This window comes from Paraburkholderia sp. IW21 (assembly GCF_041321145.1).
Lineage (GTDB): Bacteria > Pseudomonadota > Gammaproteobacteria > Burkholderiales > Burkholderiaceae > Paraburkholderia.
Genome location: NZ_JBGGWA010000002.1, coordinates 677,784 through 700,618, shown reverse-complemented (window position 1 = coordinate 700,618; position 22,835 = coordinate 677,784). Strand labels below are relative to the sequence as shown.

Genomic DNA, 22,835 nt, shown 5'->3' with positions numbered 1-22,835 from the left:
GGGGTTTCGCCGACGGTTGCGGGCGTCGGCGTTCTCAATTCGGCTACGGTTGATTTCATGGGGCTCCGGGGTTTCAGGTGGGCAGTCAGCGGGCATCCCGCTTAGCGGACCAGGATTGCGCGGCGTGTAGCGCTGCGTCGTCGCCGATCACGCCGGCGCGCCCTTGCCAGTCGGGATCGCCAGCGCCGCCATTCGCGTGGTTGTGGCAAACGCGGGTTCGCTCGAAGCTGGCCTCGTGGAAGTCCGCTTCGCTCAACTCGGTGGACGACAGATCGGCATCTTCGAGGTGGGCCCGCACGAAACGTGATTGACACGCGTCGGCGCGCTGGAACACCGCGCCAGATAGGTTCGCACCGGTGAAATCCGTCTTCCGGGCCAGGGCGTCGACCCAGATGCTGTTGGGAAAGCGGCCGCCGCGACACTGCGCGCCGCTGACATTCGCACCGAAAAAATTGGCGAACGGCGCGTCGACATCGTCCAGCACGGCCCCTTCGAGCAGGGCGCCCTGGAAGTTGCAATGTGGCAGGCTCGCGGAGGTGAAGTCGACGTGGCGCAGGTCGGTGTCGATGAACTGGCATCGATGCAAGGTCTGTCCGCGAAGCACTTGACCGGCCAGATTCGATTCGGTGAAGACGACGCTGTCGAACTGCGTCCGCGCGAGGCACACGTCGCGCAAATCCAGTCGATAGAAGAGGCTTTTGTGAATCACAGCCGTCGAAAAATCGGTGCCCGGCAGCGGTGTTTCATCGAAGACACCGAATTCGATATGCGCGGCATCGAACCGGCATTCGCGGAGGTCGGATTTCAGAAAAGCGAGCCGGGTGGCACGTATGCTGGAAAAGCGCGTACCGTGGGCACGCGTTTCAAGCAGCCGGCAGTCGTCGAGCAAGCTCTCGTGGAAGCTGGTGTGAAGCAGCTCGCTTTTCAGAAAGGTACTCTTCGAGAGATCAGCACCCACCAGATCGACGTCGGTGAACATGCACTCGTTGAACACGCATTCGCTGAGCCGCGCCTGCCCGAGCCGTGTGCCGGTGAAGCTGACATTCTCGAAGATTGCACCGGACAGGTCGCATTGCTCCAGCGCGAGTGGCCCGAGCGCCTGCCGTTCGACGATTTCGCCGTTGTGTATCTTCTGCTGGAGTTGTTCGCGCGTGAGGCTCATGCCGACCTCGCCAGCGGATAGAGAACGGCTTGCTCCAGATACGCGCCGTCGAATTGCGTGGCGTGATCCAGCGACGTTTCCGCGAGATTGGCGCGGAACAGATTGGCCGCACGCAAGCTCGTGCCTCGCAAATTCGCGCGCCTCAAATAACCGCCAATCAGGTCGGCGCATGCCAGATTGGCGCTGCTCAAATCCGTGCGCACCAGGTAGCCGTTGTCGAGCTTCACGGCTTGCAGATTCGCAGCGTGCAAGCAGGCGTCGGAAAAGTCGCACTGGCTGATTCGTGCACCGGTGAAGTCGGCGCGCTGCGCGCTCACTTGCCGAAAGTTGACTTCGTTAAGCCGCGCTTGGGTGAAGTCCGCATTCTCCAGCACGCTGTCTTTCACGAAGCAGGCTTTACGCAAGCTCGCGCGATCGAAATGGAGACCGCTGGCGCGGGTTTCGACGAATCCGAAACCGGCAATATCGGCCTCTGAAAAACTCACGCGTTCGAGACTGCACTGAATGAAGGCCAGTTTGCGGATTTGCGCCTTGTCTAGCCTGACATCGTGGAATGTCTGCTCGATGAACACCAGGTCGCTCAGCCTGGCTTGGCTGAAATCGACTGTATCGAAACGGCAATGTCTGAACTGAGCCCGTTGTATCGACGCGCGCTGCAGCCGGCAGCGCAGAAATGGCGTGTGCTCGAACAGGCAGCCGTCGAGGGTGGCTTCGCTGAAGTCGGTGTCCTCGCAAGTAGCGAGCGACAGATTGGCTTGAGCCAACTGCGCGCCCACGAAGCGTGTGCTTACCAGCGTCGCGCGCGCCAGCACCGCACCCGTCAGCGTGGCCTGGCTGAAATCGGTGCCAGTCAGATTCGCGCTTTCCAGCAATACGCCTGTCAGTTGCGCGCCGCGCAGCGTCATCCCGCTCAGATCCGCGCCGGTCAGATCGAGGCCTGCCAGCGACTCGCCGTTGGCATACATGGCCGCGACGCGCCGACGTGCGGCGGCCGCCGTGGGTGGATCGAGCCGCGGCGCGGCGTCCTGGTACTGAACGGCGTGGCGGTATGCGTCGCGCAGCTTCTGGTCGGCGGCACGCGCCAATTCGCGCAGTTCCGGGCGCTCGACACGCGCGGAGCAGGCACCGGCGAGAGAGGGCGCGGGCGGTCCGCGTCGGGCAGGGCTTTGCGGCTTCTGCCCCCCATGTTTTGCCTCGATTTGCTGACGCAGTGTTTCGAGTGTGGCGCGTCGTTCTTCGGCTAGCCTTTCGTGGTGCTCCACGAACTCGGCCAATTCTTCGAGTCTGGGCGGATGTGTCGACGCGGCCGCTGTGGCGAAGGCATCCAGCGCGAGCCTGGCGGCTGCGCCTTGCGCTGACGCGGCGACCTGTTCGACCTGCCGATGCGCGCGGCGCAGAAGATTGCCCTGCAACGTACTCTGCGACGGGGCGACAGCGGCTTCATCCTCACCGTTCGCTTGCGCGAGCATCGACGACGGCACCAGATCTCGATCGCGCAACGCGTGCAGCACGCCGCGCTTGCTATCCATGCGCAGATCAAAGATGCGCCGGTAGTCCGCTGCAGATCGCGGCTCTGTGCTCAGCTCCGCGCCGATCAGCAAACAGGCGATGTCTTGCGCATCGAATTCTTCGATGTCGGCCACGCCATGGAAAATCATCAAAACCCGCTCGCGATGCGGGATGAACCATGCCGTGGTCAGACGCATCGGGATTTCGTCCAACGCGTCTTCGTGCTGACGCTGCACGAAGCAGCGCGCGCGTAGTGCCGGCAGCGTACCGCTTATCACGCCGCGCTCGGGGTGCATATGCGTGATTTCATAGGGGGCGCCGTCTGGCAGGGTCGTCTGCGCGGGAAACTGCTGATCCAGCGGCGCAACGTTGAAATAGCGGGTGTCCATCGAGCGAGGAAAACCGGGGGAATCTTCCTTGAGCCATTGCTGGTCGAGTTGCCCGTAGAGCGCGCTGCGTTGCGGCCACGCCGGCGCGATCGGTGTGAAGCTGGCAGGGACGGGACGTTGCTCGCGCCTGCTGACCGGATCTGCCGCATATTCGATGTTGGGCAGCGGGAGCGGCGCCTCGTCATTGCCCGATACGTTGGCGAATCCCCGCCCCCGCGGATTGTTCGCGTAGTTGGGGCCGCCGTAGGCGAGCGGCCAGTCAAGCGGCAGGGAGTCGAAGGGCGTGGCGGCGGTGACCGCGTCGCCGTCCCAGTAGCGATCGCCCGAGACACGCAACTGCTTGTCCGTACCCGCGAAGCGGATGCCGACATGGCTCACGTTGGTACGTCCGCAATACTTGCCGTAGGCGCGTGCCGAGACGAGGAATTCGGCGTGCGGCTTCGGTAGCGCCGCATCGAGCGGGTAGCCCATCAGTTCTTCGCCGACCGTGTTCCACAGTTCGGATTCGCCCACCAGTCGCGGTGAATCGCCGAGCGTCGCCATCATCGGGATGGCGACGCCGAGATGCTCGCGGCCACCCGACCGGTAGGCGCGCGTCAGAATGCCGAGCGGGGTTGGCTTGATGATTTTCATATTGGCTTCGTGCGTGGTGTCGGCGTCAGAACGTGACCGACAGACCGACTGTGCTGAAAGACACACCCGTTGCCGAGACGCTCGAACCGGTGCTGCTAACTGACGACCCCGTTGAACTGACAGAGCTGCCAGTCGCCGAGACGCTCGATCCGGTCGCACCGACATTCGAGCCGGTTGCGCCGACGTTCGATCCGGTCACACTGAAACCTGTGCCGAGCCAGCTGATCTGATTCACCGTGACCAGTTCCTGCGTGCCCAATACGATCGCGGTGGAATTGCCGTTGACCACGTTGACCGAACTGCCGCCTACCGTGGTTGACGTGTCTTTGGCGACCGCTACGCCCGAATTGCCGCCGACGCTTTGCGCCGCATCGTTTGCGACCGAGACCGTGTGGTTACAGCCGACGCGATGCGTTGAATTGCTGGCGATCTGGAGGGTGTAGTTCCTGCCGACGGTATGCGTCTCGTCGTTCTCCACCGACGCCTGATAGTCGTTACCGACACTGCGCGTCTCGTTGTTGGCAATCTTCGCGCGATAGTCGTTGCCGACACTGCGCGTCTCGTCATTGGCAATCTTCGCCTGATAGTCGTTGCCGACACTACGCGTCTCATTGTTCGAGACGGTTGCGTCATAGTTCCGTCCGACGCTGCGCGTCGCGTCATTGGCGATCGACACGGCCTCGTTGCGGCCAACGTCATGCGTTGCGTCGTTCTCGACCGACACGTCGTAATCGCGCTCCGCATGCAGGCTGACCTGCTCGGCGCCCGATTTGTCTTCGAAGCGCAGCATGTTCGCGTTTGCGCCGGTGCCGCCTGGCGTGCGTGTTACAAAGCCGCTTTGGGTGGCGGCTTCCGGCAGACCGAACGGCGGCATCTGGTCGGCGTTGTAGATGCGCCCGGTAATCAGCGGTCGATCGAGTTCGCCGTTCAGGAAGTCGACCACCACTTCCTGACCGATCCGCGGAACGTGGATACTGCCGAAGTTGGCGCCGGCCCATGCGTCGGACACGCGGACCCAGCAGGAGCTGTTTTCATCGCGCTTGCCATAGCGGTCCCAGCGGAACTGCAGCTTCACGCGACCATAGCGGTCGGTCCAGATCTCCTGGCCGGCCGGTCCCACCACGACAGCGGTTTGCGGGCCGGTTGCCCTCGGCACTGGTGTGGTGCTCGGTGCGCGATAAGGCAGCGACGCAGGCTGCGCGATGAAATTGAATTCGTAGCGCGCTTCGCTGCTGCCGGTGGCATAGCCGCCTTCCTGCAAACGGTAGTCGACGCCAATCACCAGATAGGCGCGGTTCTCCGCCTGCCGGGGGCAGTTCTTCAGCGTAAACAGATAGCCAGGTGCGATCGCCCGCAAGCGGGTGTGCGCGTGCGTGCGCGCGTGCGCAGCCTGTTCTTCCTCCAGGCGAACGCGAGCGTAATGCTCTCCCTCGTTCGCTTCGATATAACCACCTGACCATAGGTATTTGCCGTAGCCGCCATGCTCGGCGGTCAACGGATTGGCGCGCACTTGCGACAGGTCGGCTTGCGGCTTTCTAAAGTCGTAGTCGTTGACGGTGTAGGCGCCGCCGCTGAGTTCGGTGACCGGATGCCACTGATCGACGCCTTCCTCGCTCGGCAGCGCCAGCCGGTCAGGCGGCAGATAGGGAAGCGTCGCATAGTCGGCGAGCGGGTCATGCGCGCTCATGTCGTCGGCGAGCACCAGAACTTGCTGGTCTGCTTCGTGGCGAAAGTAGTAGTAAATGCCTTCCTGCTCCATCAGGCGGCTAATGAAAGCAAAGTCACTCTCCTGGTACTGCACGCAGTAGTCCCAGTTGCGGTAGCTCGCCAGCAGACGCTCGTCGACCGGGAAGGCGTATCTGCCGAACACCTGACGCAGAATTTCCACCACGGACAGATTCTGGAAGATCCGGCAGTCGGTCGTTCTGGTCAGGTACCAAAGCCATGGCCGCAGGGTGACCGTATAGACGTACGTGCGCGGCGTATCGGTTTCGCGTCCGCGGAATGCGCAACGCGCGATATGTCCGCCGAGATGGCGCACCCCACCTTTGAGCGTGGCGATCTCCAGTGTGAGCGGCTTGCCCAGTAGTGCGTTCATGTCGAGCGAAGCCGACTGGCTGACCAACTCCACGTTGAATTCATAGAGCGACGACAGCGTTTCCTGGCCGTCCAGTGAGCGAAACCGGAGGGTTTCCGGATCGAGCGGCGTGTGGGCTGTGATGATGTGGTTCATGACGAGAGGCGTAGATGGGACGCGAACGGGTTTGGCGAGAGCAAGTGCGGCTGGTGCTCAGGCGGGGCAGCTTGGGCGCTGCGTGTAGGCCTCGGGCGGATACACGAGGTCGTCGGCATCGGCATCGGCGGCGCTTGCGCGCGTGCCGAGCCAACTCCCCCAACCTAGTGGCTGGCCGGGGCCCAGCGTATGGCCGATGACCTGGTCAGCGGCCAGAATCAGCCGCATATCCCACGCCCATTCGAGGCCGATGTAGTGGTGCACCCATTGCGCCACCTGGCGCGCGCGGCGCGTTCCGGGCAACAGGTCGCGATATTGTTCTCGCGATAACGGTCCCAGCCGCAACTCGAACTTCGACTGCACGTCGCGTACAGCGATGCCGAGCATCGCGCCGCCGCCGAGCGTGCGGGTAGGCGACCTTGCGCGCAGCGTGGTGCGTTGCCCCGGCTCCACCGGCAGCCAGTGCGCAACCAGTTCGACGACCTCCACCGGCACCCCCAGGTATGCGCGCAGAATCTGTTGCAGGCCTTCCGGATTACGCGTCTGCCGCACCAGATGCCCCGCCATGAAATATCGGGCATGCGCGGGGATCTCATCGCGCTGAAGCTGCGATGGCAGGCCTTGGTGGATCAGGCTGGCGAGATAAGCGTCAAAGCGCGCTGCACGCCCGTGGTCGAGACTGACGGTGGGCTGGGCGTCGGCCCACGCCCGGTAGAACAGCAAAATCAGCCGGTGATGGAACAGGTCGGCAAACGCGCTCAGGACAGGATCGTCGTGATTGCGTGCGCGGTCGCGGGCATATTCGGTCAGATGCAGAGGCAACGGACCATTGGGACCGAACAGGCCGAAGCTATAGATCGACACCCGCGGCAGCGCGCCTTCATGAGCCGGGGTGGCCGACGCCAGCGTCGCGGGCGCGAAGGCGAGTGACGGTTGCTGACCGATCCGTAGCGGCTCCTCGCCAGGATGCGCTGCGCGACCCAGGCGCACCGGCGCACCGGCGCGGGCGTCGACCCAGCGCAGCAGCGTGTAAAGGTCGTAGGCGTGCGGCGCATGGGCGACCTGCTGCCAGAAGCGCTGTAGCGAGGGCATGCGAGGGCGGTTCATGCGGAGGGGCGGCAGCCGATGCGCGGCGCCCATCGTCTGATAGGGCCGCGTTGCAGCGTCGCGACGACGAGTTCGGTGAAGCTGTTCAGCGAGACATGGCGCGCGAAGAACTGCTCCAGTACGGCGCCGAACAGATACGTGCTGGCGCCTGCAAACGCCAGTTCGTCGAGCAGCAGCGAAATCGAGACGCCGCGGCCGAACATGAGCGGACCCGGGCGCGGCAAATGACGGCAAACGGATTCGACCCGCACGCTGCGAATGCCCTGGATCTGCGGCAGCAGATCGGCCTGGGCCGCGCCGGCGTAGAGTTCGAGTAACTCGCGCAGAGCTTGCGCGCCCTGGCTGCCGTCCAGATCGGTGAGCGTTTGATAGTTCAGACCGAGGTGGCTGATCAGCCGCCATGTGATTTCGCTATCGCCGAGGGCGGGACGCGGTGGCGTGGGTCCGCGGAGCACCTTGATGGCAGTCACCGGTGCGGAGATTCGCAAACTGAAATCGCTGACACCGTCGAGCGGAATCAGCGCCGCGAGATCCCGATTGGTACAGAGCGCCTCCACCGAGAGAAGACGCAGATCGTCGGAGTAGGGCGCTTCGTGCTGGTCGACGAGCGCCAGAAACACCTCACTGCCGCTGTAGCCAGCAGCCGGGCCGCTGCGTCGGCGCGAGGCGCTGACGAGCCGTGGCTCGCGGCGCACGGAGAAGTAGCGGCCGTGACTCTCGAGGTCGTCGGATACCGTGCCGTAGAAGGGACGAAACTCGCAAGGCCTGCCATCGTGCTGCAGATGGCCTGTGACGCTTTCAACGCTATGGACCTCGTAGTCGAGCGGGCGCGTGCGGTCCACGACCAGATGATGCTCATGGCGTTGCGTGGACAACGCGATGCGGTCCGCGCGCTTCGGAAACAGATTGATAGCCGGCGTACAGAAGAGCGCAAGGCTACGGACATCGACTGAACGTTCGAGGTCGGATACCGCTGTGTCGAGCAGGATAGTCAACTCGAAAGCATTGCCTTCGATCTTGCTTAACGCGCGCCGCAGATGTCTGATGCTGAAAAACAGAAAGCGCGCCGGGAAGGCGAAATACTCGTGCAACAGGCGGTAGCCGTTGAACGAACGCATACCGGAGGGCAGCAACGCCTGCGCCGCCTCGAAACCCTCGTGGCGGATGGCGCCGTCCTCCAGCAATGTGCAGTGGCGCTCGGCGCTCGATACGGAATGGCACACTACGCCGACGCTATGCGCCAGCAGCCGTTCCAGCAGTTGTAGCGCCTGGTGTTCGGCGCCGCTCAGGAAAAACGTCAATTCGTCCAACGGCAGTGCGTTCAGGTCAGCCGCGCCGCAGACTTCCAGCCGCAGGCGCAACGCGCCACGCACGGCGCCGTGAACGTTAAGCCGGGATAGCGGCAGATCGCCCGGATCGCCGCTCATCTTCGCCTCGGTGAGGCGCAGTGGCCATAGCGTGACCGCGTGAGCCGTGCGGAACTCGCACGCGGTCTGCTCGCCTTGGGTGAGACCGGCGCGCAGGGGTGAGCCGGCCGGCAAGGTATAGCCGTCGTTCAGGCAGCCTTCGCGCAGGTTGGGCTGCACGGCGACGATCGCCATGGACGGCAGAGGCGCCAGATAGTTCGGGTAGACGACGTCCAGCAACCGCTGCGAAAAGCGCGGGAACTCGGCATCCATCTTCAGCTGAATGCGCGCGGTGAGAAAACTGAAGCCTTCGAGAAGCCGCTCTACATAGGGATCGCTGACTTCAGCGCCGTGCATGCCGAGGTGGCCTGCTGTCTTCGGAAAAGCTTCGGCGAATTCGGCACCCAGCTCTCGCAGGTAGGCGAGTTCGCGGTTGTAGTAGTCGAGCAGTCGAGGGTCCATCACTCGTTTCCGTGCGAGCGCAGCGCGATATGACCGCTTTCGAGGTCGATTTCCGAATGGATGAGAAACATCTGCGGCGCTTCGCTTGACCACAATTGCCCGCTGACCTCGATCGACAGCGTGTTGCGCTGTAGTGTGGCCGGCTCGGCGGCGCAGCGTACTTCGACGCTCCCGGCAAGGAAGCGCGGCTCGAACTGGACAATCGCCTCGCGAATCGCACTTTCGATGCCGGTCCTGTCGAGCGCCGACAATCGCGCTCCGGCTAACGGGCCCAAGCCAAAATTCACGACGGAGCGCCGCACGTGCGGATAGGCATCGAGGTTGTCGGTGGCTTCGAGGTTGGTGCTGTTCAGAAGCCAGTTCAGATCGCGCAGAACCGCTTCGCGTAACAGTGCGCGCGACAGAGCGAACGGGCCGCCGGACGCCACTCCGGTTTGCGAGCGATGCGTGATCAGGCGATCAAGCAGACAGGGCTGGACGTCGAATCGCGAATCGCGGCGTGCCGTCGCCGGATCTCGTTGTGAACGCAAGGAAGGTGACTCTCTCACAGGACTCTCGTGGGCTTCGGGCCGTGCGGGCGATGGCAGGTGCCATGCCCGCACGGCTCGGTCAAGCGTGAAGCGGGGCGAATGGGCAGGGTGAACGGACGCCTAAACTTCGCGGTTTTCCTTGATGTCCCAGGCGAGCACGCTTTCGCCGCCGCGCGTGCCCTGGTCGGTCTGCTCCCAGTACTGCTTCCTCACCTTGGCGGCCTGGAAAGCGTAGGTGACTTTGACTGCCTCGGAAGCTTTCGCCGCGCCCTGTTGAACAGACGTCACGAGGACTTCCGACAGTGTGATCCGCAGATATTCGACTTGTGAGCCCCCTGCCTTGCACACGGAGATTTCCACCTTCGACAAATGCTTGCCGTTGGCGCAAAACTTGAGGATCGCCGGCGCCGCCTTGTCCATGAAGGTTTCGATCAGCAGATCGTTGAAACTGACTTTGCCAATGCCGCCGCCACTGCCGGTCGCCATGCTGCCAGGCTGCGCCGCGCCCCACGAGTAGGACTGGATGTCGATCCATCCTTTATGGTTAGCGTCCTTGGATTCACCGGTGACGCCATCTACTCGCATGTACATATCTACTGACATTTTTTAAGCTCCTGTTGGTTGGGGCGATGGTGATGACAAAAGAACTACTGTGCTGACGCGGCGCCGTCCTTCAGCGCCGGCAGCTTCGAAACCAGTCTCAATGAGACGGTTAGCCCTTCTAATTGATAATGTGGGCGCAAAAAAAACTTCGCGCTGTAATAGCCAGGATTGTCTTCGGCATCCTCCACCACCACGTGCGCGGCCGCCAGTGGCTTTCTCGATTTAGTGTCCTGCGAGGAGTTGACAGGGTCGCCGTCGACGTAATTCATGATCCAGTGGTTCAGCCACGATTCCATTTCGCCGCGCTCCTTGAACGAGCCGACTTTGTCGCGCACGATGCACTTGAGGTAGTGCGCGAAGCGGCAACACGCGAACAGATAGGGCAGGCGCGCAGCCAGTTTGGCGTTGTCTGTAGCGGTTGAGTCGTGGTATTCGGCGGGCTTTTGCAACGACTGCGCGCCAATGAAAGCGGCGAAATTGGAGTTCTTGCGGTGCACGAACGGCATGAAGCCGTTTTTTGCCAGTTCTGCCTCACGCCGATCGCTGATCGCAATTTCGGTCGGGCATTTCATGTCGATGCCGCCGTCGTCGGTCGGAAACGAATGGGTGGGGAGATCCTGCACCGCGCCGCCTGATTCGACGCCGCGAATCGACGTGCACCAGCCGTAGTGTTTGAACGAGCGGTTGATATTGGTCGCCATCGCATACGCGGAGTTGATCCACGCGTAGCGCTGGTGGTTGGCGCCGTCGGTGTCTTCCTCGAAGTTGAAGGCATCAACCGGGTTGGCGCGGACGCTATACGGCAGGCGAGCGAGAAAGCGCGGCATGGCAAGGCCCAGGTAGCGGGAGTCGTCTGACGCGCGCAGATGGCGCCATGCAGCGTATTCGCTGTTCTGAAAGATTTTGGTGAGATCGCGCGGGTTCGACAGTTCTTGCCACGACTCCATTTGCATGACCGCCGGCGATGCACCGGTGATAAACGGGCAGTGCGCGGCGGCGGCGATCTTCGCCATTTCGCCGAGCGTTTCGACATCGGGCGGACTGTGATCGAAATAGTAGTCGCCGACCAGGCAGCCGAGCGGTTCTCCGCCGAACTGACCGTATTCTTCTTCGTAGACTTTCTTGAAGAGCGGACTTTGATCCCACGCGACCCCTTTATAGCGCTTGAGCATGCGGCTCAGTTCCGTCTTCGTGATCGGCATGCAGCGGATCTTCAGCAGCTCGTCTGTCTCGGTGTTGTTTACCAGGTAGTGCAGCCCGCGCCATGATGATTCGAGTTGCTGGAAGTCTTCGGCATGGATGATCGTATTGATCTGCTGCGACAGCTTGCGATCGATTTCGGCGATGATGGTCTGTATGGTCTGGTAGGCGTCGTTGGAGATGACCACCGCGTTTTCCAGTGCCTGCAAGGCGAGCGTTCTGACCGCGCCATCAATGGCTTCCTGGGTTTGCTCGGTGCGCGGATTGAATTGTTTCATCAACACCGCCGAAAAATTTTCAGCGGACAACGGCATGCGGGTTGATTGCTGCTCGATGGATTCTGCGTAGTTCATAACGGTCTTGGGAACGTTTCTCGATGAACGGCATTCGCGCCGGCGGAATTACTGCGTGTTGGATGTTTCGTCTGCGGCGGTATCGGCGCTTTGCGCCCCGAGGGCCTTGGGTGGACCAGCGAGGGTTTTGAGAAGCGCTGGATCCTTCAACGCCCGGGTAATCAATTCTTCGGCGCCGTTTTTGCCGTCCATATAGGAGAGCAGGTTCGACAACTGCGAACGCGCTTGCAGCAACTGATCGAGGGCCGGCACTTGTCTCGCGATGCTGGCAGGCGAGAAGTCGTCCATGCGTTCGAAGGTGAGATCGACCGCCAGCATGCCTTCCCCGGAGATGTCGTTCGGCACGTTAAGCGCGACGCGCGGCTGGATCGATTTGAGCCGGTCGTCGAAATTGTCGATGTCGAATTCCAGGAATTTGCGTGCTTCGAAGTCCGGCTGGGGCTTGGTGGACTTGCCTGCGAGATCGGCAACGACACCCATCACGAACGGGATCTCGACCTTGCGCTCGCTACCGTAGATTTCGACGTCGTACTCGATCTGTACGCGGGGTGCGCGGTTGCGGGCAATGAACTTCTGTCCGGTTGCCTTTGCTTTCGATGCCTTCGAATTGACCAATCTGACACTCCATTGTTTATCGCGGGATGTTGGATACCGCAGTCCGGCTTAGTTGTTCGCGATACCTGATAGCTGCTCCGCGTGGCCGGCCAGAACATCGATCTGCGGCAATGCGGTGGGCGCCATGTCGCGCACGATTTCGTAGAAATTCATATGCATCAGCCGTTGGACGCGGCGGAGCAAAAAGGGCGCGGGATGGCCCGGCTCTGCGCGTTCCAGATAGGCGCACGCTTTTTCAAGCGCTAGCACGACGTCTTCGCGCGACCTTATCGACAGGGACGTGGCAGAGACTTCATGACGGTCGGCGCCCCGTTTGACCGATGCGCTCGGCTCCATCATTTGCGGCGATGACGATTCAGGACCGCGCGCCGCTGACGCGACGCGCGCTAGCGCCGGCTCACTGATCGCCTGATACACAACACTTAGCGGGCTCTTCACTGCGCTTGGGTCGGGGACCCACGAGGCGTCGAGGTGCACGGAGATCTGCTGGTCGATGCGCTCGATTGCAACGAGCAGTTGATGAACGACCATGGCGTCCTCGCGCGCGGCGCTGAGCGCCGCGCGCAGTTCCGCTTGCAGACTGGCGCCCGTTGCCGGGACGTCGCTCGCGACGGCTGGCAGGCTGCCTTCCAGAATCGCGGCGGCATCGCGCAAGGATAGCGGGCCGAGCCGCCAGTGCAGCAGCGCGGCACTGCGAGCGCTGCGGCCAAGCGCCTGCCTGTCAGTTAGCGCCGCAATCGCATTGAGCCGTGGCAGGGGATCGAATTCGCCGCCGACCTCGAGTTGTGGATGGGCGTGCTCCCAGTGCTGATCGAGTACGTCGGCAGCTAATGTGAGGCCCTTCGCATAGCCGGCGAGGCCGTCCATTTCCGTCCAGGCAAGCGCCAGCAGCGCGATGATTCGCAAGTCGATGCTGCGTGCCAGCAGTTCGAGCGCCAATGCGGCGACGTGTGGCCAGTCCGGGGTGACCGCGGGTATCACGGCCTCGCCAAATTGCTGTTCGCGACTACCGATTGCCGCTTGCTGCAATGCTATGAACGCGGCGTCGTATTCCAGATCGATGCCGCACGGGCGTTCAAGATCTTTGAACCCGATTGGATTGGCTAGAGCGGTATTAATCAAATTCATGCCCAGATATATCGGTGCTGAATAATTCGGTTTTGAATTGCGATGAGTTAATCTTAATTCCGGCTCTAATTAGTAGGAATTGTTCGGATAATTCTCAAATTTTCTCAATTGACCGCGTTTCTTTAAGAGTGCATAGGAATTGACCGTCGATGCATGCTGGTCGCTGCTCCGTGCTCTCTATTCAGGCTGCTCGGGACGTGTGCGGACAGGTCAATCGTTTCATGAGGATCACGAAATATATGGTGCATGTGATTCTCTAGGGCCAGATGTTATTCCGGCGTTATCCATATGGCAAGTCGATTTTTGATTTTTATAAAAGAATTTAGGAATAGATATTAAGATAGATTAAACATAGCCTGACAGGGATATTCAATGCGACGCGATTAAAGGAGCTAAGACCTAATATTGGGATGAGTTTTATCTGGCTCGCCGGACGTGGGTGGTGGGCATCAGGGTGAGCGAACTGTGCCCTACGCTTTTTTGCGTTGGCGTTCAGATGTGTGGTTGCTGCGTGAGATTTGCGGTACGTGTTCAGCGTGAGGCGGTGGCTGGATCAGATGGTGCGCGTTTGAGGAGCCGACAAGACCGCTGAATCGCACCGCAACCGGCCGCCGTGAATTCGTGAAGGCTCGTAGTGCGGTCGGGGCGCCAGTCGACCGACTGGCTGTGATGGCCCGTGTTGCAAAACCAGGCAAAAAATCGCGACCCAAAGCAAAAAACCGCCAAGCAAGCTGGGCGGTTTTTCGAGCCTTGAACGAACAAGGAAAATCTGGTCGGGGTGAGAGGATTCGAACCTCCGGCCTCTACGTCCCGAACGTAGCGCTCTACCAGGCTAAGCTACACCCCGATTTGTACTGCTGGACTCTTACGGTGTTTCAGTCCCGTTTAAGACTGCCTTGCCGTCGAGTAAGAACATAATTCTAGCAGGCTATCTTTGAAAATGGAATCGGGAAATGAAGAAATTGCTGCAGCCGCTGCCAGCGCTTCCTGCTTCGCGCATTCGAGCGTGTGATCCAGCGCGCCGGAACGCGTGATGGCTTCGAAAATCGTGTCGAAACGGTCCGTGCCGCCGTGCTCGATGGCTTCCCGCGCCAGCGCCGATTGTTCCGGCGTACCGCGTTCGATCAGATAGATCAGCGGGAGCGTGGGTTTGCCTTCGCGCAGATCGTCGCCGGCGTTCTTGCCCATCGATTCAGCCGTGCCCGTGTAGTCGAGCCAGTCGTCCATGATCTGGAACGCGGTGCCGATGCGGCGGCCGAATTCCGCTGCGGCCTCTTCGATCTTTGCATCCGAACCGGCCAGCACCGCGCCGAGTTGGGCGGCGGCTTCGAACAGCTTCGCGGTCTTGTAGCGGATCACCTGCATGTAGCGCGCTTCGCCTACGTCGGCGTCGTGCATGTTCAGCAACTGCAGGACTTCGCCCTCGGAGATGACGTTGGTCGCTTCCGACAGGATTTCCATGACACGCATCTTGCCCACGCCGACCATCATCTGGAACGAGCGTGAATAGAGGAAGTCGCCGACCAGGACGCTCGCGGCATTGCCGAACAGCGCGTTGGCGGTCTGGCGGCCGCGCCGCAGATCGGATTCGTCGACTACATCGTCGTGCAGCAGCGTGGCCGTGTGGATGAATTCCACCACCGCGGCCAGTTCGTGCCGATGCCCGGTGGTCTCGCCCAGCGCGCCGGCCACCAGCAACAGCAGCGCGGGCCGTAGCCGCTTGCCGCCGGCGCTGATGATGTATTCGGAGATCTGGTTGATCAGCATCACGTCGGACGCCAGACGTTGCCGTATGACGCGATTGACCTGCTGCATGTCTTCGGCGATCGGAGCGAGCAGGCTGGCGGCGTTGGGGGAGGGAGTGGCAGTCGACGACATGATGGCTGTGTTGGGTAGTGCCGCGAATTATAAGGCGAATCGCGGCAGTTCCGGGCCGCAGGCCGCGGTCTGGCGCGATGGAGGTCGCAGCAGGACCGCGAGCCGCGGCTGGCCGGCGAGGTGCCGGGCGGTTCGCGCGGTGACGCTCAATGAGTTTTGACCGGGTAGCTAACTCTATGTATAATCACGGGTTTCCGCGCGCGGTGCGTGGAAAAAATGAACACAGAGTGAGGTTCTCAATGTACGCGGTCATAAAAACCGGTGGCAAGCAGTATAAAGTTGCCGTCGGCGAAAAACTTAAAGTAGAACAGATACCGGCAGACATTGACGCTGAAATCACGCTCGACCAGGTTCTCGCAGTGGGCGAAGGCGAATCGATTAAGTTCGGTACGCCGCTGGTCAGTGGGGCTTCCGTCAAGGCTACCGTCGTGTCGCAAGGTCGTCACGCAAAAGTGACCATCTTCAAGATGCGTCGCCGGAAGCACTACCAGAAGCATGGCGGCCACCGCCAGAACTATACCGAACTGCGCATCGACGCGATCAACGCGTAAGCGCAACGGTTAAGGAGCAAATCAAATGGCACACAAAAAGGCAGGCGGATCATCCCGGAACGGCCGCGACTCTGAATCGAAGCGTCTCGGCGTGAAGGTTTACGGCGGTCAGGCCATCAACGCTGGCGGCATCATCGTGCGTCAACGTGGCACGCGCATGCACCCGGGCGAAAACGTCGGTATCGGCAAGGATCACACCTTGTTCGCGCTGACAGACGGCCACGTCAATTTCTCGACGAAGGGCGCAGCGAAGAAGCACATGGTCAACGTCGTCCCGGCAGCAGTCTGAGTTTAATCAGGCACGGGCTTCAGGACCGGAAAAAGGCCCCGCGGAGTTAGCGGGGCCTTTTTTATTGCGGCGCTTTTTGCTCGAAGAATTAGCGGAGTGAATGGCCATGCCGGCGCATCTCGCCGCTCGGCTGATTGCTCACCGCACGGCGGGCGCGGCAAAATAGCAGTATCTGAAAGCATCAACCCAAGCAGCACCATCTAGCAGCACACCACGGGACGGAGTTACGCATGAAGTTCATTGACGAAGCGAGGATTGAAGTCATCGCCGGCGACGGAGGGGATGGCAGCGCGTCGATGCGCCGCGAGAAATTCGTTCCGTTCGGCGGCCCGGATGGCGGCGACGGCGGCCGGGGCGGCAGCGTGATCGCGGTTGCAGACCGCAACATCAATACGCTGATCGACTACCGCTATGCGAAAAAACATTTGGCGCGCAACGGCGAAAACGGCCGCGGCGCGGACTGCTACGGCAAGGGCGGCGACGATATCACGCTGCGCATGCCGGTCGGCACGACCATCACCGATATGGAAACCGGCGAGCTGATCGCCGATCTGACCGAGCACAACCAGAGCGTGCAAATCGCGCAAGGCGGCGCGGGTGGTCTCGGTAACCTGCATTTCAAATCCAGTACGAACCGCGCGCCGCGCCAGAAAACCGACGGCAAGCCCGGCGAGCGCCGCATGGTGCGCCTCGAATTGAAGGTGCTGGCGGACGTCGGTCTGCTCGGTATGCCGAATGCCGGCAAGTCGACCTTCATCGCGTCGGTATCGAACGCGAAACCGAAGATCGCCGATTACCCGTTTACCACGCTGGCGCCGAATCTCGGTGTGGTGCGCGTCGGGCCGAGCCGCAGCTTCGTGATCGCCGACATTCCCGGTTTGATCGAAGGCGCGGCGGAAGGCGCCGGTCTCGGTCACCAGTTCCTGCGTCACTTGCAGCGCACCGGCTTGCTGCTGCATATCGTCGACCTCGCACCGTTCGACGACGCCGTCGATCCGGTCGCGGAAGCCAAGGCAATCGTCAACGAGCTGCGCAAGTACGACGAACTGCTGTATGAGAAGACCCGCTGGCTCGTGCTGAACAAGCTCGACATGGTGCCCGAAGACGAGCGCGAAGCACGCGTCGCGGCATTCACCGAAGGCTTCGGCTGGGACGGTCCGGTGTTCGAAATCTCGGCGCTGACGGGCCAGGGTTGTGAAAACCTTTGCTACGCGGTGTTCGATCACATCGCCGCGCATTCGGACGCGCAGCGCGCGGCTGAAGCCGAAGATCTTGCAGCTGACGTGCGTTTCCGCGAAAAGCCGGAAGCGCCGGCCGCTGCTTCGGACGACGCCAGCGTCGACCCGCAGGAGTAACAAGCCTGAGCGCCGGCACCTGCGAGGGCTGCCGGCATGCATCACGCGTCATCTTGGAGACCGCGCACAATGCGTTCCGTCATCGCAGATTCACGGCGATTGGTAGTGAAAGTCGGTTCGAGCCTCGTCACGAATGACGGGCGCGGCCTCGATCATGCTGCGATCGGCCGTTGGGCCGCGCAGATTGCCGCACTGCGCGCGCAAGGCAAGGAAGTGGTGCTGGTCAGTTCGGGCGCCATCGCTGAAGGAATGCAGCGGCTCGGTTGGACCAGGCGGCCACGCGAAATCGACGAATTGCAGGCGGCCGCGGCTGTCGGTCAAATGGGCCTCGCACAGGTTTACGAAAGCCGCTTTGCCGAGCATTCGATCCAGACTGCACAGATCCTGCTGACCCACGCCGATCTGGCCGATCGCGAACGCTATCTGAACGCGCGTTCCACCTTGCTGACGCTGCTGCGATTGGGCGTCGTGCCGATCATCAACGAGAACGACACGGTGGTGACCGACGAAATCAAGTTCGGCGACAACGACACGCTGGGTGCATTGGTCGCGAACCTGATCGAAGGGGATGCGCTTGTCATCCTGACCGATCAGCAAGGTCTTTTCACTGCCGACCCGCGTAAGGACCCGAACGCCACGCTCGTCCAGCAGGCCGATGCCGGTGCGCCGGAGCTCGAAGCGATGGCGGGCGGCGCGGGTTCGAGCCTCGGCCGCGGCGGCATGCTGACCAAGATTCTCGCCGCCAAACGCGCGGCTCACAGCGGCGCCAATACCGTGATCGCGAGCGGTCGCGAAGCAGACGTATTGTCACGGCTCGCCTCGGGCGAAGCGATCGGCACGCAGTTGATCGCACGCACCGCGCGGATGGCGGCGCGTAAGCAATGGATGGCCGATCACCTGCAAGTGCGCGGGCACGTCGTGATCGACGACGGCGCGGTCGAGAAATTGACCGAAGGCGGCAAGAGCTTGCTGCCGATCGGTATTGTTGGCGTGCAGGGCGCGTTTGCGCGCGGCGAAGTGATCGCGTGCCTGAGTCCGGCAGGGCGTGAAGTTGCGCGCGGACTGACGAATTACAGCAGCGCGGAAACCAAGCTGATCCAGCGGCGTCCGAGCGGCGAGATCGAGTCGGTGCTCGGCTACATGCTGGAGCCCGAGTTAATCCATCGCGATAACCTCGTACTGGTTTGACGCCTGGGTCAGGCCCGCACGACGCATAAAAAAACCCGTTCCAGCGTGAGCTGGAACGGGGTTTTTTGTCCTCCGCAGCATCCGGATTCGAAGTGCCCTTCGCGAAGACTGCCTTAATGAATCAGCGAGGTCTGCGTGCGCTTGTAGCGGATGTTCTCGACAATCTGCTTCGCGTTGCCTGTGGGCATCTTGTTCGCGCACAGATAATCCTGATACAGCGTCGCCTGATAGGCGTTCAGCGCGCCGTTCTCGATGCGCGTGAAGCTGTTAGCGACGGTCTGGTCCCAGCCGTCGTGATCCGCGTTGAGGCCCGCGTACAGGCGCCATTCATACGTGTCGCAGCGAATCCCTTCGTAGTTCACGTTGCGAGCGCCGCTCGGGCTCGTCACAACCACCGTGTAGCGCACCACGCCATCGGTGCCGACGCTCAGCGAATTTCTATCGACAGAGAACTGCAGCGGCGTGTTGCCGGAGACCTCGAAAGGCAGCAGATTCGAGTCTTGCGGCAGTGGCGGCAAGGTGTCCACCTTGTTTTCAACCCAGGTGGTCGGCCGGTCCAGCAGGTAGGTAAACGCGCTGTCGTCTTTATTGGTGGGTTTGCCGGCGCTCGAACAGCCAGCCAGCAGGGCGCCGGTGGCGACGCACGCCACGACGAGAGCAAGTGCTTTCAATATGGTTTCCTCAAAACACTGGCGCGGCTCCAGGAGTCGCGCCAGCAGAGACGGCATGGGCAGCCGCACAGAATTGTCAATTGCGCGCGCGCGAGCGGAGCAGCGCGCCGGCCGTTTCGTGAGCCGATTCGTCTTCGTGTTCCGACGCGGAGCCAACCTCGGCTTCCGACCCGGCGCCCGGCCCGCAATCAGACACGATCGTCGTGTGAATCGACGTCTCGATGGTGAGGGTGGTCACCGAGGTGGTGACCGTCACCATCGTCGAATCCGGTGGACTTTCCATTGACGACGCTATCCGTGGATAACGCGGCCCATGGTGCCCGCCAGGTTTTTCCGCACGCGGCGCAGCCCGGCGCATGAAACGGGATAGTTCCGTCAGCGCCAACTGATATACATCCCGCTTGAACTCGATCACACAGTCGAGCGGCACCCAGTACTCGTTCCAGCGCCATGCATCGAACTCGGGGTGGTCGGTGGCGCGCAAGCAGATGTCGCAATCGCGTCCAACCATCCGGAGCAAAAACCAGATTTGTTTCTGGCCGCGGTAATGACCGCGTACTTCGCGCTTGATGAACTTGTCAGGCACCTCGTAACGCAACCAGTCGCGCGTGCGGCCGATCACCTTGACGTGCTCAGGAAGCAGCCCGGTTTCTTCGTGTAACTCCCGATACATCGCTTGCACGGGGGTCTCTCCGTACTTGATGCCCCCTTGCGGAAACTGCCAGGAATGTTCACGGAGCCGTTTGCCCCAAAACACCTCGTTGTGCGCGTTCAAGAGGATGATGCCGACGTTCGGGCGAAAGCCTTCACGATCCAGCATACAACCACCTTCGAATCCTTTAAAATTGCTTTGATTATAAACAGATAACGGGCCCGACGCACCGATTCGCACCAGATTGGAACGATTCACCGCAAAAGGGCCGCGTTTGCGGTAGCCTGTCAGTCTTTCCGTGCGTTATCCCTTGCTGCATAGGCTTTGCGCGGCGCTTCGACGCGGCGATGGGGCTGGATTTTTGCCGGGGGTTTGCCGGGCGTTAGGCCGGCTTGGGGCTCGGTGTTCGGCAAGTCCGTACCGGCGCTGAGCCGGGTCTGTGTCGATTTCCCTACCGTTTTCACCTTTCGGGCGGTCCCTCCGGAGCCGCCGCTTTTGGAAAATCTGAATGAAAGCTTCCCGTTTCTTTATCGGCACGCTGAAAGAAGCGCCCGCCGACGCCGAGATCGTCAGCCACAAGCTCATGGTGCGCGCCGGCATGATCCGCCGCGTCGCCGGCGGCATCTATAACTACCTGCCGATCGGCCTGCGTTCGATCCGCAAGGTGGAAGCCATCGTGCGCGAAGAAATGAACCGGGCAGGCGGGATCGAGTTGTTGATGCCGTCAGTGCAGCCGGCTGAACTGTGGCAGGAATCGGGCCGTTGGGAAAAATACGGCCCCGAACTGCTGCGCTTCAAGGATCGCAAGCAATCCGATTTCGTGTTCGGACCGACCCATGAAGAAGTGGTGACGGATATCGCGCGCGGCCAGATCAAGAGCTACCGCCAGTTGCCGGTGAACTTCTACCAGATCCAGACGAAGTTCCGCGACGAGATCCGGCCGCGTTTCGGTGTGATGCGTGGCCGCGAGTTCATCATGAAAGACGCGTACTCGTTCGACAAAGACGCGGAAGGCCTGCGCGAGTCGTATCGCAAGATGTACGACGCGTACGTGCGCATCTTCACGCGTCTTGGTCTGGATTTCCGTGCAGTGGCGGCGGACAACGGTTCGATCGGCGGCAGTGGCTCGCATGAATTCCACGTGATCGCCGAAACCGGCGAAGACGCGATCGCGTATTGCCCGACGTCGGATTTCGCTGCAAACGTCGAAGCGGCTGAAGCGCTCCCGCTCTACAAGGAGCGCGCAGCGCCGGCCGAGGAAATGAAGAAGACCGCAACGCCTGGCAAAGCGAAGTGCGAGGCCGTGGCCGAGCTGCTGAATATCCCGCTCGAGCGCACCATCAAGTCGATCATCCTCGCCACGGAAAATGAAGGCGCCGAGCCGACCATCTGGTTGCTGATGCTGCGCGGCGATCACGATCTGAACGAGATCAAGGCGAGCAAGCTGCCGGGTCTGGCTGAGTTCCGCATGGCGACAGAAGCCGAGATTGTCGCAACCTTCGGCACGCCGCCGGGCTATCTTGGCCCGATCAACACGAAGAAGCCGGTCAAGGTTGTCGCGGACCGCACGGTCGCGAACATGAGCGACTTCGTGGTCGGTTCGAACGAGGTGGATTACCACACCACCGGCGTGAACTGGGGCCGCGATCTGCCGGAGCCGGTCGTCGCCGATATCCGCAACGTGAAGAAGGGCGATCCGTCGCCGGATGGCAAGGGCGTGATCGACATCTGCCGCGGCATTGAAGTCGGCCACGTGTTCCAGCTCGGCAAGAAGTATTCGGAAGCGATGAACGCGAACTGCCTCGACGAGAACGGCAAGCCGCAGCCGATGGAAATGGGCTGCTACGGCATCGGCGTCACGCGTATTCTGGGCGCCGCGATCGAGCAGAATTTCGACGACAAGGGCATCATCTGGCCGGAATCGATCGCGCCGTTCGAAGTCGTGCTGTGCCCGATGGGTTACGACCGCAGCGAAGCCGTGCGCGAGCAGGCCGACAAGCTGTACGCGGCACTGGTCGAAGCGGGCATTGACGTGATCCTCGACGACCGCGGCGAGCGCCCGGGCGTGATGTTCGCCGACTGGGAACTGATCGGCGTGCCGCATCGTCTGGTGATCGGCGATCGTGGCCTGAAGGACGGCAAGCTTGAATACCAGGGCCGCCGCGACACTGAGGCCACGCTGTTGCCGGTTGAAGACGCGGCACAAACGGTGATCGGGAAAGTCCGCGCCGCGTTGGCGCAGTAAGCGGAGCGGACGGTGGAGTACACCTTCCTGTCCGCGACCGTCCTGCTGATTCTGATCACCGATCCGCTTGGCAACATTCCGCTCTTCGTCAGCTGCCTGCGCGTGGTGTCGCCGAAGCGGCGAACGATCGTCATTCTCCGTGAGGTGGCGATCGCCTTTGCGATCCTGCTGGTCTTCATGGTGGTCGGCGACCGTTTTCTGCGCATGATGAGCCTGACCGACCAGTCGTTGCGCATCGGCGGCGGGATCGTACTGTTTTTGATCGCACTCAGAATGGTGTTTCCGCACCCGGACGGTCCGTTCGGCGGCGACACGCGCGGCGGCGAGCCGCTGATCGTACCGCTCGCCATTCCGGCGCTGGCGGGCCCGTCGGCGCTTGCCACGGTGATGCTGCTGACGTCGCAGGCGCCCGGCAAGATGTTCGAGTGGATCGGTGCGCTAACCGTCACCATGATCGTCTGCGCGATCGTGCTGATGCTGGCTGAACGCATTCAGGCGTGGCTCGGCGAGCGCGCGATGATGGCCTTCGAGCGGCTGATGGGGTTGGTGCTGGTGGCGATCTCGGTCGAGATGATGCTCGGCGGTATCCGATCCTTTGTGCATCAGCTGTGAGTGATATCCGGTGCGGGGTTCAACACGGCAGCGGAGCAGTGCTGTCAGCAGCCTGACAAATAAA

19 protein-coding genes and 1 tRNA gene are annotated in these 22,835 nt (G+C 61.6%); 6 read left to right on the top strand and 14 right to left on the bottom strand.

What is annotated here, in order from left to right; translation table 11 throughout:
- Positions 1–85 precede the first annotated feature (85 nt).
- From ACAX43_RS07060 to ACAX43_RS07005, 12 genes are all read right to left on the bottom strand, one after another.
- Positions 86–1,162 (bottom strand): pentapeptide repeat-containing protein, encoded by a 1,077-nt coding sequence (locus ACAX43_RS07060; protein WP_370707679.1) that lies wholly within the window; start codon positions 1,160–1,162, stop codon positions 86–88.
- Positions 1,159–3,693 carry a DUF2169 domain-containing protein gene (locus ACAX43_RS07055; protein WP_370707678.1) on the bottom strand — a complete coding sequence of 845 codons (2,535 nt, stop codon included), beginning with the start codon at positions 3,691–3,693 and terminating at the stop codon, positions 1,159–1,161. The genes ACAX43_RS07060 and ACAX43_RS07055 overlap by 4 nt, the downstream gene beginning before the upstream one ends.
- A 25-nt stretch (positions 3,694–3,718) precedes the next feature.
- Positions 3,719–5,926, bottom strand: a complete 2,208-nt coding sequence (locus tag ACAX43_RS07050; protein ID WP_370707677.1) for a type VI secretion system Vgr family protein — start codon at positions 5,924–5,926, stop codon at positions 3,719–3,721.
- A 57-nt stretch (positions 5,927–5,983) separates the two neighbouring features.
- The gene (tssG, locus tag ACAX43_RS07045; protein ID WP_370707676.1) at positions 5,984–7,018 is read right to left on the bottom strand and encodes a type VI secretion system baseplate subunit TssG; all 1,035 of its coding nucleotides are present in this window, start codon (positions 7,016–7,018) and stop codon (positions 5,984–5,986) included.
- A gap of 11 nt (positions 7,019–7,029) precedes the next feature.
- Positions 7,030–8,901 carry a type VI secretion system baseplate subunit TssF gene (gene tssF, locus ACAX43_RS07040; RefSeq protein WP_370707675.1) on the bottom strand — a complete coding sequence of 624 codons (1,872 nt, stop codon included), beginning with the start codon at positions 8,899–8,901 and terminating at the stop codon, positions 7,030–7,032.
- Positions 8,901–9,431 (bottom strand): type VI secretion system baseplate subunit TssE, encoded by a 531-nt coding sequence (gene tssE, locus ACAX43_RS07035; protein ID WP_370707674.1) that lies wholly within the window; start codon positions 9,429–9,431, stop codon positions 8,901–8,903. Before tssE ends, tssF begins: the two co-directional genes overlap by 1 nt.
- A gap of 120 nt (positions 9,432–9,551) precedes the next feature.
- Positions 9,552–10,034, bottom strand: coding sequence for an Hcp family type VI secretion system effector (locus ACAX43_RS07030; RefSeq protein WP_370707673.1), 483 nt, complete (start codon positions 10,032–10,034; stop codon positions 9,552–9,554).
- A gap of 44 nt (positions 10,035–10,078) precedes the next feature.
- Positions 10,079–11,548 (bottom strand): type VI secretion system contractile sheath large subunit, encoded by a 1,470-nt coding sequence (tssC, locus tag ACAX43_RS07025; protein WP_370707743.1) that lies wholly within the window; start codon positions 11,546–11,548, stop codon positions 10,079–10,081.
- A gap of 87 nt (positions 11,549–11,635) precedes the next feature.
- On the bottom strand, positions 11,636–12,202 hold the full coding sequence (gene tssB, locus ACAX43_RS07020) for a type VI secretion system contractile sheath small subunit (RefSeq protein ID WP_370707672.1): 567 nt from the start codon (positions 12,200–12,202) through the stop codon (positions 11,636–11,638).
- Between the two features lie 48 nt (positions 12,203–12,250).
- Positions 12,251–13,330: a type VI secretion system protein TssA gene (gene tssA, locus ACAX43_RS07015; RefSeq protein WP_370707671.1), complete on the bottom strand. Its 1,080-nt coding sequence runs from the start codon at positions 13,328–13,330 to the stop codon at positions 12,251–12,253.
- Between the two features lie 770 nt (positions 13,331–14,100).
- Positions 14,101–14,177, bottom strand: a tRNA-Pro gene (locus tag ACAX43_RS07010).
- A gap of 38 nt (positions 14,178–14,215) precedes the next feature.
- A complete protein-coding gene (locus tag ACAX43_RS07005; RefSeq protein WP_370707670.1) occupies positions 14,216–15,208 on the bottom strand; it encodes a polyprenyl synthetase family protein in 993 nt (330 codons plus the stop codon).
- Between the two features lie 239 nt (positions 15,209–15,447).
- On the opposite strand from ACAX43_RS07005, the gene rplU reads away from it, so the two are divergent.
- The 4 genes from rplU (at position 15,448) to proB (ending at position 18,591) form a co-directional block, all read left to right on the top strand.
- Positions 15,448–15,759: a 50S ribosomal protein L21 gene (gene rplU, locus ACAX43_RS07000; RefSeq protein WP_007180329.1), complete on the top strand. Its 312-nt coding sequence runs from the start codon at positions 15,448–15,450 to the stop codon at positions 15,757–15,759.
- Between the two features lie 25 nt (positions 15,760–15,784).
- Positions 15,785–16,048, top strand: coding sequence for a 50S ribosomal protein L27 (rpmA, locus tag ACAX43_RS06995; RefSeq protein WP_007180330.1), 264 nt, complete (start codon positions 15,785–15,787; stop codon positions 16,046–16,048).
- 230 nt (positions 16,049–16,278) lie between these two features.
- Positions 16,279–17,403, top strand: a complete 1,125-nt coding sequence (gene cgtA, locus ACAX43_RS06990) for an Obg family GTPase CgtA (RefSeq protein ID WP_370707669.1) — start codon at positions 16,279–16,281, stop codon at positions 17,401–17,403.
- 69 nt (positions 17,404–17,472) lie between these two features.
- Complete coding sequence (gene proB, locus ACAX43_RS06985) at positions 17,473–18,591, top strand: glutamate 5-kinase (RefSeq protein WP_370707668.1); 1,119 nt, start codon at positions 17,473–17,475, stop codon at positions 18,589–18,591.
- 113 nt (positions 18,592–18,704) lie between these two features.
- Here proB and ACAX43_RS06980 read toward each other — a convergent pair whose 3' ends face one another.
- Positions 18,705–19,262, bottom strand: coding sequence for a CNP1-like family protein (locus ACAX43_RS06980; RefSeq protein WP_370707667.1), 558 nt, complete (start codon positions 19,260–19,262; stop codon positions 18,705–18,707).
- A 76-nt stretch (positions 19,263–19,338) separates the two neighbouring features.
- Positions 19,339–20,082 carry an RNA pyrophosphohydrolase gene (locus ACAX43_RS06975; RefSeq protein ID WP_370707742.1) on the bottom strand — a complete coding sequence of 248 codons (744 nt, stop codon included), beginning with the start codon at positions 20,080–20,082 and terminating at the stop codon, positions 19,339–19,341.
- A gap of 340 nt (positions 20,083–20,422) precedes the next feature.
- Between ACAX43_RS06975 and ACAX43_RS06970 the strand changes: the two genes are divergently transcribed.
- Positions 20,423–22,159, top strand: a complete 1,737-nt coding sequence (locus ACAX43_RS06970) for a proline--tRNA ligase (RefSeq protein ID WP_370707666.1) — start codon at positions 20,423–20,425, stop codon at positions 22,157–22,159.
- A gap of 12 nt (positions 22,160–22,171) precedes the next feature.
- Positions 22,172–22,771, top strand: a complete 600-nt coding sequence (locus ACAX43_RS06965) for a MarC family protein (protein WP_370707665.1) — start codon at positions 22,172–22,174, stop codon at positions 22,769–22,771.
- Positions 22,772–22,835: the final 64 nt, after the last annotated feature.